The sequence below is a fragment of the Pseudomonas sp. HMSC066A08 genome, assembly GCF_001813025.1.
GTDB classification, from domain to species: domain Bacteria; phylum Pseudomonadota; class Gammaproteobacteria; order Pseudomonadales; family Pseudomonadaceae; genus Pseudomonas; species Pseudomonas aeruginosa.
The window spans coordinates 20266-33926 of the sequence record NZ_KV811298.1 but is presented as its reverse complement, the minus strand read 5'-3'; the positions used below and the strand labels follow the sequence as shown (position 1 = coordinate 33926).

General features: G+C 65.9%; 16 protein-coding genes. 8 read left to right on the top strand and 8 right to left on the bottom strand.

What is annotated here, in order from left to right; genetic code table 11:
* Positions 1-42 precede the first annotated feature (42 nt).
* The 4 genes from bauA (at position 43) to gabP (ending at position 4849) form a co-directional block, all read left to right on the top strand.
* Positions 43-1389: a beta-alanine--pyruvate aminotransferase gene (bauA, locus tag HMPREF2886_RS13365; RefSeq protein WP_003083801.1), complete on the top strand. Its 1347-nt coding sequence runs from the start codon at positions 43-45 to the stop codon at positions 1387-1389.
* Positions 1389-1676 carry a beta-alanine degradation protein BauB gene (bauB, locus tag HMPREF2886_RS13360; RefSeq protein ID WP_003083790.1) on the top strand — a complete coding sequence of 96 codons (288 nt, stop codon included), beginning with the start codon at positions 1389-1391 and terminating at the stop codon, positions 1674-1676. Before bauA ends, bauB begins: the two co-directional genes overlap by 1 nt.
* Positions 1677-1759: 83 nt before the next feature.
* Positions 1760-3253, top strand: a complete 1494-nt coding sequence (locus HMPREF2886_RS13355; RefSeq protein WP_023115963.1) for a CoA-acylating methylmalonate-semialdehyde dehydrogenase — start codon at positions 1760-1762, stop codon at positions 3251-3253.
* A gap of 168 nt (positions 3254-3421) precedes the next feature.
* Positions 3422-4849, top strand: a complete 1428-nt coding sequence (gene gabP / locus HMPREF2886_RS13350) for a GABA permease (RefSeq protein WP_003083784.1) — start codon at positions 3422-3424, stop codon at positions 4847-4849.
* An 83-nt stretch (positions 4850-4932) separates the two neighbouring features.
* Here gabP and HMPREF2886_RS13345 read toward each other — a convergent pair whose 3' ends face one another.
* Both HMPREF2886_RS13345 and HMPREF2886_RS13340 read right to left on the bottom strand, forming a co-directional pair.
* On the bottom strand, positions 4933-5274 hold the full coding sequence (locus tag HMPREF2886_RS13345) for a zinc ribbon domain-containing protein YjdM (protein ID WP_003101229.1): 342 nt from the start codon (positions 5272-5274) through the stop codon (positions 4933-4935).
* Between the two features lie 72 nt (positions 5275-5346).
* Entirely contained in the window at positions 5347-5847 is a 501-nt protein-coding gene (locus HMPREF2886_RS13340) for an LEA/WHy family protein (RefSeq protein ID WP_003101228.1), read from the bottom strand.
* A 100-nt stretch (positions 5848-5947) separates the two neighbouring features.
* Here HMPREF2886_RS13340 and HMPREF2886_RS13335 point away from each other — a divergent pair, with 100 nt between their 5' ends.
* The 4 genes from HMPREF2886_RS13335 to HMPREF2886_RS13320 all read left to right on the top strand — a co-directional run bounded on the left by HMPREF2886_RS13335 (position 5948) and on the right by HMPREF2886_RS13320 (position 8457).
* Positions 5948-6568, top strand: coding sequence for a hypothetical protein (locus HMPREF2886_RS13335; protein WP_033968139.1), 621 nt, complete (start codon positions 5948-5950; stop codon positions 6566-6568).
* Between the two features lie 175 nt (positions 6569-6743).
* Positions 6744-6971 (top strand): CopG family ribbon-helix-helix protein, encoded by a 228-nt coding sequence (locus HMPREF2886_RS13330; protein WP_003083775.1) that lies wholly within the window; start codon positions 6744-6746, stop codon positions 6969-6971.
* Complete coding sequence (gene parE, locus HMPREF2886_RS13325; RefSeq protein ID WP_033977365.1) at positions 6968-7249, top strand: type II toxin-antitoxin system toxin ParE; 282 nt, start codon at positions 6968-6970, stop codon at positions 7247-7249. The genes HMPREF2886_RS13330 and parE overlap by 4 nt, the downstream gene beginning before the upstream one ends.
* 299 nt (positions 7250-7548) lie before the next feature.
* The gene (locus tag HMPREF2886_RS13320) at positions 7549-8457 is read left to right on the top strand and encodes a LysR family transcriptional regulator (RefSeq protein WP_057389394.1); all 909 of its coding nucleotides are present in this window, start codon (positions 7549-7551) and stop codon (positions 8455-8457) included.
* A 31-nt stretch (positions 8458-8488) separates the two neighbouring features.
* Here HMPREF2886_RS13320 and HMPREF2886_RS13315 read toward each other — a convergent pair whose 3' ends face one another.
* The 6 genes from HMPREF2886_RS13315 to HMPREF2886_RS13290 all read right to left on the bottom strand — a co-directional run bounded on the left by HMPREF2886_RS13315 (position 8489) and on the right by HMPREF2886_RS13290 (position 13568).
* Positions 8489-8899: an aegerolysin family protein gene (locus tag HMPREF2886_RS13315; RefSeq protein WP_003110659.1), complete on the bottom strand. Its 411-nt coding sequence runs from the start codon at positions 8897-8899 to the stop codon at positions 8489-8491.
* Positions 8900-9078: 179 nt separating this feature from the next.
* The gene (locus HMPREF2886_RS13310; RefSeq protein ID WP_003117208.1) at positions 9079-9813 is read right to left on the bottom strand and encodes a GntR family transcriptional regulator; all 735 of its coding nucleotides are present in this window, start codon (positions 9811-9813) and stop codon (positions 9079-9081) included.
* A gap of 100 nt (positions 9814-9913) precedes the next feature.
* Positions 9914-10600, bottom strand: a complete 687-nt coding sequence (locus HMPREF2886_RS13305; protein ID WP_033977367.1) for a FadR/GntR family transcriptional regulator — start codon at positions 10598-10600, stop codon at positions 9914-9916.
* 48 nt (positions 10601-10648) lie between these two features.
* Positions 10649-11998: a C4-dicarboxylate transporter DctA gene (locus HMPREF2886_RS13300; protein WP_073648652.1), complete on the bottom strand. Its 1350-nt coding sequence runs from the start codon at positions 11996-11998 to the stop codon at positions 10649-10651.
* 229 nt (positions 11999-12227) lie between these two features.
* Positions 12228-12815, bottom strand: coding sequence for a 2-hydroxychromene-2-carboxylate isomerase (locus HMPREF2886_RS13295; protein WP_039027106.1), 588 nt, complete (start codon positions 12813-12815; stop codon positions 12228-12230).
* Positions 12816-12839: 24 nt separating this feature from the next.
* The gene (locus HMPREF2886_RS13290) at positions 12840-13568 is read right to left on the bottom strand and encodes an SDR family oxidoreductase (RefSeq protein WP_033968144.1); all 729 of its coding nucleotides are present in this window, start codon (positions 13566-13568) and stop codon (positions 12840-12842) included.
* Positions 13569-13661 lie beyond the last annotated feature (93 nt).

Genomic DNA, 13661 nt, shown 5'->3' with positions numbered 1-13661 from the left:
GCGTGCGCGGAACCTTCCAACAAGAAAGCCGAGGATCGAACGATGAACCAGCCGCTCAACGTGGCCCCGCCGGTTTCCAGCGAACTCAACCTGCGCGCCCACTGGATGCCCTTCTCCGCCAACCGCAACTTCCAGAAGGACCCGCGGATCATCGTCGCCGCCGAAGGCAGTTGGCTGACCGACGACAAGGGCCGCAAGGTCTACGACAGCCTGTCCGGCCTGTGGACCTGCGGCGCCGGCCACTCGCGCAAGGAAATCCAGGAGGCGGTGGCTCGCCAGCTCGGTACCCTCGACTACTCGCCGGGCTTCCAGTACGGCCATCCGCTGTCCTTCCAGTTGGCCGAGAAGATCGCCGGGTTGCTGCCTGGCGAACTGAACCACGTGTTCTTCACCGGTTCCGGCTCCGAGTGCGCCGACACCTCGATCAAGATGGCCCGCGCCTACTGGCGCCTGAAAGGCCAGCCGCAGAAGACCAAGCTGATCGGCCGCGCCCGTGGCTACCACGGGGTCAACGTCGCCGGCACCAGCCTCGGCGGGATCGGCGGCAACCGCAAGATGTTCGGCCAGTTGATGGACGTCGACCACCTGCCGCACACCCTGCAACCGGGCATGGCGTTCACCCGCGGGATGGCCCAGACCGGCGGCGTCGAGCTGGCCAACGAGCTGCTCAAGCTGATCGAACTGCACGACGCCTCGAACATCGCCGCGGTGATCGTCGAGCCGATGTCCGGCTCCGCCGGCGTACTGGTGCCGCCGGTCGGCTACCTGCAGCGCCTGCGCGAGATCTGCGACCAGCACAACATCCTGCTGATCTTCGACGAGGTGATCACCGCCTTCGGCCGCCTGGGCACCTACAGCGGCGCCGAGTACTTCGGCGTCACCCCGGACCTGATGAACGTCGCCAAGCAGGTCACCAACGGCGCCGTGCCGATGGGCGCGGTGATCGCCAGCAGCGAGATCTACGACACCTTCATGAACCAGGCGCTGCCCGAGCACGCGGTGGAGTTCAGCCACGGCTACACCTACTCCGCGCACCCGGTTGCCTGCGCCGCCGGCCTCGCCGCACTGGACATCCTGGCCAGGGACAACCTGGTGCAGCAGTCCGCCGAACTGGCACCACACTTCGAGAAGGGCCTGCACGGCCTGCAAGGCGCGAAGAACGTCATCGACATCCGCAACTGCGGCCTGGCCGGCGCGATCCAGATCGCCCCGCGCGACGGCGATCCGACCGTGCGGCCGTTCGAGGCCGGCATGAAGCTCTGGCAACAGGGTTTCTACGTGCGCTTCGGCGGCGATACCCTGCAATTCGGCCCGACCTTCAACGCCAGGCCGGAAGAGCTGGACCGCCTGTTCGACGCGGTCGGCGAAGCGCTCAACGGCATCGCCTGATGAGCGGCCGCCCGCAAGCCGTACCCACCGTGCAGGTGGACAACGCCGAGGTGATCGTGACCGAATGGCGCTTCGCCCCCGGCGCGGAAACCGGGCGCCACCGCCACGGACACGACTATGTGGTGGTACCGCTGACCGACGGCACGCTGCTGCTGGAAACCCCCGAGGGCGACCGTCACGCGCCGCTGGTCGCCGGACAGGCCTACTTCCGCAAGGCCGGCGTCGAGCACAACGTGATCAACGCCAGCGCACACGAAGTGGTCTTCGTCGAGACCGAGATCAAGTAATCCGCACCCGCTCCCCAGGGAGCGGGTAAAGGGAAAGGGCCACGGCCCTTTCGTCACCCCTAGCGAAGAGAGAACAAGACAAGATGGGCACCCTCCACCACCTGATCGACGGCGAAATGGTCGCCGACAACGGCCGCAGCGCCGACGTCTTCAACCCCTCCACCGGCGAAGCCATCCACAAGGTCCCGCTGGCCGACGGCAAGACCTTGCAGAAAGCCATCGATGCCGCCAAGGCAGCCTTCCCGGCCTGGCGCAACACCCCGCCGGCCAAGCGCGCACAGGTGCTGTACCGCTTCAAGCAACTGCTGGAGCAGAACGAGGCGCGGATTTCCAAGCTGATCAGCGAAGAGCACGGCAAGACCCTGGAAGACGCCGCCGGCGAACTCAAGCGCGGCATCGAGAACGTCGAGTACGCCTGCGCCGCCCCGGAAATCCTCAAGGGCGAGTACAGCCGCAACGTCGGCCCGAACATCGACGCCTGGAGCGACTTCCAGCCGATCGGCGTGGTCGCCGGGATCACCCCGTTCAACTTCCCGGCGATGGTGCCGCTGTGGATGTACCCGCTGGCCATCGCCTGCGGCAACACCTTCATCCTCAAGCCCTCCGAGCGCGACCCCAGCTCCACCCTGCTGATCGCCGAGCTGTTCCACGAAGCCGGCCTGCCGAAGGGCGTGCTGAACGTGGTGCACGGCGACAAGGAAGCCGTGGACGGCCTGCTCCAGGCGCCGGAAGTGAAGGCCATCAGCTTCGTCGGCTCGACCCCCATCGCCGAATACATCTATGCCGAGGGCACCAAGCGCGGCAAGCGCGTGCAGGCCCTGGGCGGCGCGAAGAACCATGCGGTACTGATGCCCGACGCCGACCTCGACAACGCCGTCAGCGCGCTGATGGGTGCCGCCTACGGCTCCTGCGGCGAGCGCTGCATGGCGATCTCGGTGGCGGTATGCGTCGGCGACCAGGTGGCCGACGCGCTGATCGCCAAGCTGGTTCCGCAGATCAAGGCGCTGAAGATCGGCGCCGGTACTTCCTGCGGCCTCGACATGGGCCCGCTGGTCACTGCCGCCGCGCAGGCCAAGGTCACCGGCTACATCGACAGCGGCGTGGCCCAGGGCGCGGAGCTGGTGGTGGACGGCCGCGGCTACCAGGTCGCCGGCCACGAGAACGGCTTCTTCCTCGGCGGCAGCCTGTTCGACCGGGTGACCCCGGAAATGACCATCTACAAGGAAGAGATCTTCGGCCCGGTGCTGTGCGTGGTTCGCGTCAACAGCCTGGAAGAGGCCATGCAGTTGATCAACGACCACGAATACGGCAACGGCACCTGCATCTTCACCCGCGACGGCGAGGCCGCCCGCCTGTTCTGCGACGAGATCGAGGTCGGCATGGTCGGCGTCAACGTCCCGCTGCCGGTGCCGGTGGCCTACCACAGCTTCGGCGGCTGGAAGCGCTCGCTGTTCGGCGACCTCCACGCCTACGGCCCGGACGGCGTGCGCTTCTACACCCGGCGCAAGGCCATCACCCAGCGCTGGCCGCAGCGGGCCAGCCACGAGGCCTCGCAATTCGCCTTCCCCAGCCTCTGAAGGCTGACGACGACAGGCATGGTCGGTAACGACCATGCCTTTTTTCTTTTTCCGCAATCAGGAGTCCGCAACGTTACACCGCCGTGAAACCTCACCCACGGCCGCACCCATGGCGTCGCCCACAAGGTGGCCCAGACCTTGCCCAAGAACAATTAAAGGGTCTCAACGATGTCCAAAGTCGTACTGGCTTCACAACTGCCGAACAAGCGCAACGCCTCGCTCGCGCCCGGCCTGAAACAACGCCACGTCACCATGCTGTCGATCGCCGGGGTGATCGGCGCCGGCCTGTTCGTCGGCTCCGGCCATGCCATCGCCGCCGCCGGCCCGGCCGCCCTGCTCGCCTACCTGATCGCCGGCACCCTGGTGGTGCTGGTCATGCGCATGCTCGGGGAAATGGCGGTCGCCTCCCCCGATACCGGCTCCTTCTCCACCTACGCCGACCGCTCCATCGGCCGCTGGGCCGGTTTCACCATCGGCTGGCTCTACTGGTGGTTCTGGGTGCTGGTGATCCCCCTCGAAGCGATCGCCGCCGCGGCCATCCTCAACGCCTGGTTCCCGGCCATCGACACCTGGATCTTCGCCCTCGCGGTGACCTTCCTGCTCACCGTCACCAACCTCTTCAGCGTGGCCCGCTACGGCGAGTTCGAGTTCTGGTTCGCGCTGCTCAAGGTGATCGCCATCATCGCCTTCATCGTGCTCGGCGCGGTGGCCATCGTCGGCGGCCTGCCGGAGCGCGAGGTCAGCGGCCTGTCCAGCCTGATGGCGAGCCACGGCGGCTTCGTGCCGAACGGCTACGGCGCGGTGCTAGGCGCCCTGCTGACGACCATGTTCAGCTTCATGGGCACCGAGATCGTCACCATCGCCGCCGCCGAGTCCAAGGACCCGGCGAAGCAGATCACCCGCGCCACCAACTCGGTGATCTGGCGGATCGGCCTGTTCTACCTGGTGTCGATCTTCATCGTGATCTCCATCGTGCCGTGGAACGACCCGCTGCTGATCCAGGTCGGCTCCTACCAGCGCGCCCTGGAGCTGCTGGACATCCCGCACGCCAAGCTGATCGTCGACCTGGTGGTACTGGTCGCCGTGGCCAGTTGCCTGAACTCGGCGATCTACACCTCGTCGCGGATGGTCTTCTCCCTGGCCAAGCGCGGCGACGCCCCGAGCGTGCTCAAGCTGACCAACACCGCCCACGTGCCGCGCCCGGCGGTGCTGGCCAGCACCGCGGTGGGCTTCCTCACCACCATCGTCAACTACTTCGCGCCGGAGAAGGTCTTCACCTTCCTCCTCGCCAGCTCCGGCGCCGTGGCGCTACTGGTGTACCTGGTGATCGCCGTGGCCCAGCTGCGCATGCGCAAGCAATTGCAGGCCAGCGGCCAGCCCATCGAGTTCCGCATGTGGCTGTATCCCTGGCTGACCTGGGCGGTGATCCTGTTCATCGTCGCCGCGCTGAGCATCATGCTGATCATGCCGGAGCACCGTCACGAGGTGTTCGCCACCGCTCTGCTGACGATCTTCACCGTCTGCCTCGGGCTGCTCAACGCGCGACGCAAGCCACGCCTCGGCGAGGACTACGCCGGGAAGACGGCGCGGGTCTGAGCCCACCACCGGCGGAAGAACCCAGACAGCCCTCCAAAGAAAAGCCCGGCCAATGGCCGGGCTTCTTCAGGCAAGAGGTCGTCTCAGACCTTCCTGACGAACTCCGATTTCAGCTTCATCGCGCCAATGCCGTCGATCTTGCAATCGATGTCGTGGTCGCCGTCCACCAGGCGGATGTTCTTCACCTTGGTGCCGACCTTCACCACCAGCGAGGAGCCTTTCACCTTCAGGTCCTTGATCACGGTGATGGTGTCACCGTCCTGGAGAACGTTGCCCACCGAGTCCTTGATCACCTTGCCATCGTCGGACGCCGTAGCGGCCTCGTTCGGCGACCATTCATGGGCGCACTCCGGACAGACCAGCAGCGCACCATCCTCGTAGGTGTATTCGGAGTTGCATTGGGGACAGGGCGGCAGCGTGCTCACGGCATTCTCTCTTCAGCAGGGGGACGAAAGCCTCAGATTATATAGGGTTTCTCGCTCCCCTGCCGAACCGCCTCAGAGTCCCTTGGTCTTCGGCGCGCCGACGGCCGGCCCGGAGAAGTCGAGGGTGCCCTTTTCGCTGAAGCGCACGGTGCCGAACAGGCCTCCGGCGAGCTTGCCCTTCACCACGTAGGGCATGCCCCGGGTCGGCGCGTTGTTGCTCAGGCCCCAGGCCTGGCGGAAGGCGGAAAAGGCGGAGACGGTCAGCGGCACGCTCACCACCCGCTCGCCGAAGCGCGGCACCTCGCCGGTCTGGTCGCTGACGCCGCTGGCCAGGGGCTGGCCGTTGACGTCGAGGTCGAGAGCGATGCCGTTGTATTCGATCGGCTCGTCGTTGGGGTTCTGCACCCGCAGCTTGACCATGAAGCGCATCTCCATGCCTTGCCCCGGCAGGGGTTCCAGGCCGACCAGGTCGATACGCAACGGATCGCGCTGGCCGAAGGTGCTACAGGCGCTCAACAGGACGCCCAGGCACAGGGCCGGCAGCAGGCGGCCGAGGTTCGCAGGCAGGCGCATGGATTCTCCTCCTTGGGTCGAATGTGCGCCCATGGTGCCACAGCCGCTAGAATTCGCCGCGCAGCCGGCCCGGCTGCGCCAATGGACAAAGGACATGCCCATGCCTACACGCATTCTGCGCGGCCTCGTCGCCGCCCTCCCACTGTTCCTCGCCGCCTGCTCGGATTCCGCTCCGTCCAGCGAGGAGATCGCCCGCCTGCTCGCCGAGCGCGGCTTCGACAAACCCGCCTGCGCCAGCTCCACCCTGTTCAAGACGTTCCCGGTGACGCTCTCCGACAGCATCTCCGGCCCCGGCCCGGCGAAAGGCAACGCCGGGGTCTACGACGCGCTGGTCGGCGTCGGCCTGCTGCGCCGCGACGGCGATTCCTACGACCTCACGCCAGCCGGCCGCGAAGACTACAAGCCCGAGTCGAAGGCCTTCTGCTACAGCAGCGGCTTCGACGTCAGCGTCCGTTCGGTAGACCCCGGCAAGCCCGACGACTATGGCCCGGCCGTGGAAAAGGGCTGGTTGGTCACCGTCGAGGTCAAGCCACGCGAAGTGAAGGACTGGGCGAAGAACCCCGAGGTGCTCAAGCAGGCCAGCCTGACCACCCTGCAACAGATCACCCAACCGCAGGTCGGCCAGGTCTCGCTGGTCAAGCCACGCGGCGAGGAAGGCTACAAGCTCGTCAACACCCGCTTCTCGCCCAGGCAGGGCTTCCACTTCAACCAGGCCTGGTAATCCCGCGCCGCCCTTCCGCCCGCCCCGCTCGGGGCGGGCTCCTCATTCAACCCACTGATCGATAAAGGTTTTTTCGTCTGACGAAACAGCCGGACGATTGCTCGCCCGAAAGCTTTCGTATACATTCGTTTTCACTGTAAACACCGTATACATCGAAAACGAACCTGATCAGAAAATGAGCACCGTAGTCTCGTTCCGCGCCGATGACGCCCTGGTCGCGGCCCTCGACGAACTGGCCCGCGCCACCCACCGCGACCGCCCCTACCACCTGCGGCAGGCGCTCGCGCAGTACCTGGAAAGGCAGCAGTGGCAGGTCGCTGCCATCGATGAAGGCTTGGCCGATGCCAATGCCGGCCGCCTGCTGGAACACACCGAGATCGAGAAGCGCTGGGGGCTGCAATGAGCCTGAAATGGACCCGCAAGGCGGCCGCCGACCTGGACGCCATCTATGACCATTACGTCGTGCTGATCGGCCCGGAGAAAGCGCTGAAAGCCGTGCAGGACATCGTCGAGCAGGTGAAGCCGCTGCAGGAGGTAGCCAACCAGGGGGCAGGGCGACCCAGCGAGGTACCAGGCGTACGCACCCTGCCCCTGGAGCGCTGGCCGTTCAGCGCCCCGTTTCGGGTAAAAGGCAAGGAAATCCAGATTTTGCGCATCGACAGGGTGGAAATTACCCCCTGAAAGTGGCCACACGGTTACAAGATATTTCAAAACGAATATTTATCTTGACTTGTACAAAGATATTTATTTCGTCCAAAACATCCATAAATTATAAAGAGTGGACATTTTTCGACCGAACCAATGCAAACGACCGACTTGCGACCATGGCTACCTAGTTAGTTCTTTAATCGACTTATGCTTCGTTCCTATACGCGTCCGCATTTTTCCGAAAGTCGACGACCTCGCCTGCTGGGTAGGCTTTCTCGCACTTTCCCCGGTGATTTTTCCCCAGGCGTGGTCTCCCGCAAGGAGGAACCGGCATGGATTCGCTAAAAGGCATGGCGATCTTCGCCACTGTGGTGGACAAGGGCTCGATGGCGGCCGCCGCGGAGAGCCTGGGCCTGACCCCTTCGGCAGTCAGCCAGCAGATCCGCAAGCTGGAGAGCCGAGCCCAGGTCACTTTGCTGCATCGCACCACCCGCCGGCTGACCCTGACCGAGGCCGGCGAGGCGTTCTATCGCAGTTGCGCGCAGATGCTGGCGATCGCCGAGGAAGCCGAGCGGCGGCTTGGCGAATGGCGCGATGCGCCGGTGGGCGAGTTGCGCCTGGCGGCGCCGGTGGGGTTCTCCGGCACGCTGATCACCCAGGCGCTGAAACCATTGCTGGAGAACCACCGCCAGTTGCGCCTGCAACTGTTCTTCCAGGACGAGCGCATCGATCTGGTCGCCGAGCGCATCGACCTGGCGATCCGCATCGGCAATCTCGCCGACTCCAGCCTGGTGGCGCGCCACCTGGGCGACTGGAGCAGCGTGCTCTGCGCGGCGCCGGCCTATTTGCGCCAACGGGCGCCCATCAACCGTCCGGAGCAGTTGACCGAGGTCGACTGGATTTCCCTGAACACTTCGAACCACCTCAACCACCTGACGCTCAGCGGGCCGGGCGGGGAAGTCTGCAAACTGCGCCTGGAGCCACGGGTGGCCGCCAACGGGATGCTCGCGGTGCGTCAGTTCACCCTCGACGGACTCGGCGTGTCCTACCAGCCGCTGCCGGAGGTGCGCGACGCGCTGAACGACGGGCGCCTGCAACAGCTATTGCCGGAGTGGAGGATACCCGGGCTCGGCATCTATGCGGTGACGCCACGGCGAGAGGCCCAGCCGGCCAAGGTGAAGGTCGCCATCGAGGCGCTGCGGCGAGCATTCGCCACGGACGGGGATGAGCGCTGGAGCTGACCGACGGATTGCCGGCCAGCTCCAGGCACCGTCAGGAGAAGCGGCCAAGGGTCAGGGTGACCTCGCCGATGTCCGTGCCCGTGGCGTTGCCGCCACTAGTGATGCCGGCATAGTCCGCCGACGCCGGCGTGAAGCCCCAGGTGTTGGTGGCGCCGGATTTCCACGGGTCATCCCAACTGAAGGTGCCCATCTTGGTGTTGCCGTCGTAGCAGTCGAAGCTGCCCTGGGTGCCGGACGAAGCGTTCTCCCGTCCGCAGGAGGCGATCCATTGCGGGCTGCCGGCCTGCACGTTCATGCTGCTGACTTCCTCGGTGGAAATCTCATCGTCCTTGTTGGTGTAGCGGTAGAACTTGCCCCATTGCAAGGTGGCGTTGCGGATGCCCACCGTGCCGATGGATTTGGATACCACGACCTTCACTGCGATCCATTCTGCGTATGCCATGTCGATCTCCGTTAACCATGCGTTCACAGCTTCCTGTAGGACGTCACGGACAGGACCGGGCGCTCACAACGGACCCTTGGCTACTTCGACCAGCACGGCGCCATCCCTGACCCGCTTCACTATAGGATGGCCACCAGCCACCACCGCCTGCCAGATCTGGTAGGCGGTGGCCGGGGAAGTCAGGCCCTCCGGCGTTTTTCCCCGCGAGGGGCCTTCATGCCGAATGCCTCGCGCAGGTCGGTGGTGGGTGGCGGCAGGAAGCGCATGCGGGCGAACAGGCCTCGCAGGTAAGCGTCCATGAGCGCGGCCGCCGCCGCGCTGTCGCCGTCCTCCAGGGCATCGAGCAGGGCGCGCTGCGCGGCGCAGGCCTCGGCGGTATAGACCGCCCCCTTGTTCAGCGCGATGTCCAGCGAGGCACGTGCCACCAGGCCGCGGACGAAGCCCTGCAGCAAGGGATTCTCGGTCAGTTCGGCCAGACGCAGGTGGAAGCGCCCGGCGAGACGGATCAGCCCGGCGCTGTCGCGGGCCGCGAGGCAAGCCTGCTCCTCGTCGACCAGCGCCCGCAGCTCGGCAAGGGCGGCGGGATCCAGCCCCGCGGGCAGTTGCCGCACCACTTCGCTTTCCACCAGCAGGCGCGCGTCCAGCACCTGCCGCGCCTGGCGCTCGTCCGGGCGGGCGACGCTGGCGACCTCCTTCGGCGGCATCACCACCGCGCCGTCCTCGGCGAGACGGGTGAGGGCACGCTGGATGGTGCCGTTGCTGACCCGGAAGATCTGCCCGAGGGTTTCCTTGCTCAGCTTGGCGGCCGGCGCCAGGCGCTTTTCCAGGATTGCCGTGTAGATGCTTTCGTAGACGAAATGGCTGGTGGGGCGCAGCGCGGCGCCCTGCTGGGTACGTGCTTCGAATCCGACCATGTTCACACCTGTCGAGTCGTGCTTGTGGGCCTTCGCAGGCCGCGGACGAAAGCCGTCCGGGCTCCGCGACGGACCCGGGTTGGAACCCTGGCGCGGGCGATCAGACCTGCGGCAAGCGCAGGTCGATGTTCAGGCGCGCGCCTTCGTTGAGAATGTGCTGGCGCATCGCCTGGCTCGCCCGCTCGCTGTCGTGCTGGCGGATCGCGCGAAGGATGGCGTCGTGTTCCTGGAGGATCTCCTCGGCGTATTCCGGCTGGCGGCGCACCAGGTTGTCGCTGCGTTCCAGGGCGCTGCCGATCTGTTCGGAAACGCTGAGGAAGATCGGGTTCGAGGTGAGCTTCACCAGGCGCCGGTGGAAGGCCGTGTAGGCCTCCACCAGAGCCTGCGGGTCGCCATCCTCGACCGCTTCGCGCAGGTCCAGCAGCAACAGCCGCAGTTCGCTGATCTCCGCCGCCCCGGCGCTCTGCGCGACGATGCCGACGATGAACGGCTCAAGCGCATAGCGCAGTTGCAGGACGTCTTCCATGGTCGCCTCGCCGGGCGCCGCGACCTCGCGCAGCGGCTCGCTGCGTTCGAGGACCATCACGCCCTTGCCCGGCAGCGAACGGACCACGCCCAGGGTCTCCAGGACCATGATCGCCTCGCGCAGGCTCGGCCGGCTGATTTCCATCTGCTCAGCCAGCTCGCGCTGGCCGGGCAACATCTGGCCGGCGACCCAGCGACCCTGCTCGATGGTGTCGAGCAGGCGCTGGGCAACCGTGTTGACCAGCTTGGACGAAGAAAACATGTCGCCTCCCTTTACTTGCCAATCGGACGTGCAACGCGCCTCGGCGCGTCAGCCATGCAGCTTGCCTTCCCCGGCCACCGCGCTGCGCTTGAGCGGCTCGCCGTCGGCCTTGGCCGGCGCCTCCAGGCGCCCGTCGAGTATGGCCTGCGCACGCGGCATATCGATGTCGTTTTCCCAGCGGGCGATGGTTACGGTGGCCACGCAGTTGCCGATCAGGTTGGTCAGCGCGCGGCCGATGCCCATGAACCAGTCCACCGAAAGCACCAGCACCAGGCCAGCCACCGGGATCGCCGGCACCGCGGTGAGGGTGGCGGCGAGGATCACCAGGGCCGAGCCGGGAATGCCGTGGGCGCCCTTGGAGGTCACCAGCGAAACCAGCAGGATGGTGACCAGGTCGGTCATCGCCAGCGGCGTGCCGGTGACGTGGGCGATGAACACCACTGCCAGGGTCAGGTAGATCGAGAATCCGTCGAGGTTGAACGAGTAGCCGGTGGGAATCACCAGGCCTACCGTGGAGCTGCGGATGCCCATGTGCTCGAGCTTGCGCATCACCTGCGGCAGCACCGCGTCGGAGGAGGCGGTGCCCATCACGATCAGCAGCTCTTCGCGGAAATAGCGCAGGAACGGCAGCATGCGCACCCCGGAGAGACGCAGGACGCTGCCGAGCACGGCCATGACGAAGACCAGGCAGGTGGCGTAGAACACCAGCACCAGCGCGCCCAGGTGGCTGAGCGAGTCGACGCCGTAGCGGGCGGTGGTGAAGGCCACCGCGCCGAACACGCCGAGCGGTGCCAGGCGCACGATCATGCCCATGATGCGGAACACGATGTGGCTGAATTCGTTGATCAGGCGGGCCACGCCACTGGCCTGCTCGCCGACCAGGTTCAGGGCGCTGCCGAACAGCACGGAGAACAGCAGGACCTGGAGGATGTCGTTCTCGGCGAAGGCGCTGAACACAGAGGTCGGGATCAGGCCCATGAGGAATGCCACGGGGCCATGGATTTCCTGGGTGCGCCCGGTATACAGGGCGACGTCGCCGGCGGGCAGTTCGTTGAGATGGATGTTGGCGCCGCTGCCCAGGCTCAGGCTGTAGGCGACCACCAGGCCGAGGACCAGGGCGATGGTGGTGAGGATCTCGAAGTAGATCACCGACTTCAGGCCGATGCGGCCGACCTTCTTCAGGTCGCCGGCGCCGGAGATGCCGTTGACCACCACGCAGAAGACGATCAGTGCGATGAGCATCTTGATCAGCTTGATGAAGCCATCGCCCAGCGGCTTCATCTGCACGGCCAGGTCGGGAATGCCGACCCCGCAGATGACGCCTATCACCAGGCCAATCACGACTTGCAGGAATATCGAGCGGGAACAGCGCTTGATGAACATCGCAGGAGTCTCCATTCGGCGCTTCCATCGGGCCTCGCGGAGGCGGGCGATGAACGCATTTTTATTGTGGTATTACCGGTCTGACCAGTTCAGCCTATACGCAAATAAGTCAGCCTGACAAGCCGCTATCGGTGGGCGCGACGAATGGCCAGGAACCACGGCACGCGCGGGCCGCAGCCGGGAGAAGGGCGCTCGGACGGCGCAAGGCGGCGGGCCAGAGCGGCTCGCCGCGGGGAAGGGGAGGTCAGCCGGCGAGGGCTTCGGCGACGAAATCGAGGCGATCCTGGCCGAAGAACAACTGGTCGCCGACGAAGAAGCTTGGCGCGCCGAAGACGCCGCGCCGCACCGCCTCTTCGGTGGTCGCCTTGAGCCCCTCCTTGACCTGCTCGTCGCCAACCAGGCGGAGGAACTCATCCGGATCGAACCCGGCCTCCGCCAGCACCTGGGCGACCACCTCGGGCTTGCCGAGGTTCTGCTGGCGTACCCACAACGCTTCGAACACCGCTTTCAGGTAGGGATGGAACCCTTCGCCGCCGAGGTAGCCCTGGGCGCCGCGCATCAGCGTCAGGGTGTTGATCGGGAAAGCCGGGTTGAAGGCCAGTGGCACACCGTAGCGTTTCGCATGGCGCGCCAGGTCGTGGAGGGTGTAGCGCCCCTTGGCCGGCACCTCGATCGGCGAATGGTTACCGGTGGCCTTGAACACGCCGCCCAGCAGCATCGGCCGCCAGGCGATGCTCGCGCCATGGGCGGCGGCGATGCGCGGCAGTTGGGTCCAGGCCAGGTAGGTGGTGGGACTGCCGAAGTCGAAGAAGAACTCGATTTGCTTGCTCATGCGTGGCTCTTTCCGTGGCGGGGATCAGAAGGTTTCCATCCAGGGGCGCAGGTCCAGTTCGTGCACCCAGCAGTCGCGCGGCTGGCAGTGGATCTGCCAGTAGGTCTCGGCGATGTGCTCGGGATCGAGGATGCCGTCCTGCTCCTTGCGCTTGTACAGCTCGGGCAGGGTTTCGCGGATGAAGTCGGTGTCGATGGCGCCGTCTATGATCGGGTGGGCGACGTGGATGCCCTTTGGCCCCAGCTCGCGCGCCATGCTCTGGGCCAGGGCACGCAGGGCGAACTTGGCGCCGGAGAACGCGGCGAAATGCGCGCGGCCGCGCAACGAGGCGGTGGCGCCAGTGAAGATAATCGTTCCGCGCTGCCGCGGCAGCATCACCCGCGCCGCTTCGCGGCCGGTGAGGAAGCCGCCGAAGGCGGCCATCTCCCAGACCTTGCGATAGACCCGTTCGGTGGTTTCGGTGATCGGGAACCAGACGTTGGCGCCGACGTTGAAGATCACCGCCTCCAGCGCACCGACCTCACCTTCGATGCGGGCGAAGAGGTCGATCACCTGCTGCTCCTGGCGTGCGTCGCAGCCGCAGGCCAGGGCCTCGCCGCCTTGGTCGCGGATGGCCTGCACCAGCGCCTCCAGCTTCTCCGCGTTGCGCCGGGCGACGCACGCCACGTAGCCCTCGCGGGCGAACCGCCGGGCGATGGCGCCACCGGTGGCGTCGCCGGCGCCCATTACCAGAACCGCTTTGCGCTGGGTCATTGCAGAGGCCTCTCTTGTTAGTTCTTTTTTAGAACCCATTAGAGGCGATAGTTAGTTCTTAAAAGGAACTTGTCAACAGGGAAGGGCTCGAGT

Coding starts and splice junctions, on each gene's coding strand:
- HMPREF2886_RS13335 (WP_033968139.1), top strand. CDS start 5,948: ATGCCTACACGCATTCTGCGCGGCCTCGTCGCCGCCCTCCCACTGTTC.
- bauB (WP_003083790.1), top strand. CDS start 1,389: ATGAGCGGCCGCCCGCAAGCCGTACCCACCGTGCAGGTGGACAACGCC.
- HMPREF2886_RS13315 (WP_003110659.1), bottom strand. CDS start 8,899: ATGGCATACGCAGAATGGATCGCAGTGAAGGTCGTGGTATCCAAATCC.
- HMPREF2886_RS13290 (WP_033968144.1), bottom strand. CDS start 13,568: ATGACCCAGCGCAAAGCGGTTCTGGTAATGGGCGCCGGCGACGCCACC.
- HMPREF2886_RS13310 (WP_003117208.1), bottom strand. CDS start 9,813: ATGGTCGGATTCGAAGCACGTACCCAGCAGGGCGCCGCGCTGCGCCCC.
- HMPREF2886_RS13295 (WP_039027106.1), bottom strand. CDS start 12,815: ATGAGCAAGCAAATCGAGTTCTTCTTCGACTTCGGCAGTCCCACCACC.
- bauA (WP_003083801.1), top strand. CDS start 43: ATGAACCAGCCGCTCAACGTGGCCCCGCCGGTTTCCAGCGAACTCAAC.
- HMPREF2886_RS13340 (WP_003101228.1), bottom strand. CDS start 5,847: ATGCGCCTGCCTGCGAACCTCGGCCGCCTGCTGCCGGCCCTGTGCCTG.
- parE (WP_033977365.1), top strand. CDS start 6,968: ATGAGCCTGAAATGGACCCGCAAGGCGGCCGCCGACCTGGACGCCATC.
- HMPREF2886_RS13355 (WP_023115963.1), top strand. CDS start 1,760: ATGGGCACCCTCCACCACCTGATCGACGGCGAAATGGTCGCCGACAAC.
- HMPREF2886_RS13305 (WP_033977367.1), bottom strand. CDS start 10,600: ATGTTTTCTTCGTCCAAGCTGGTCAACACGGTTGCCCAGCGCCTGCTC.
- HMPREF2886_RS13300 (WP_073648652.1), bottom strand. CDS start 11,998: ATGGAGACTCCTGCGATGTTCATCAAGCGCTGTTCCCGCTCGATATTC.
- gabP (WP_003083784.1), top strand. CDS start 3,422: ATGTCCAAAGTCGTACTGGCTTCACAACTGCCGAACAAGCGCAACGCC.
- HMPREF2886_RS13330 (WP_003083775.1), top strand. CDS start 6,744: ATGAGCACCGTAGTCTCGTTCCGCGCCGATGACGCCCTGGTCGCGGCC.
- HMPREF2886_RS13320 (WP_057389394.1), top strand. CDS start 7,549: ATGGATTCGCTAAAAGGCATGGCGATCTTCGCCACTGTGGTGGACAAG.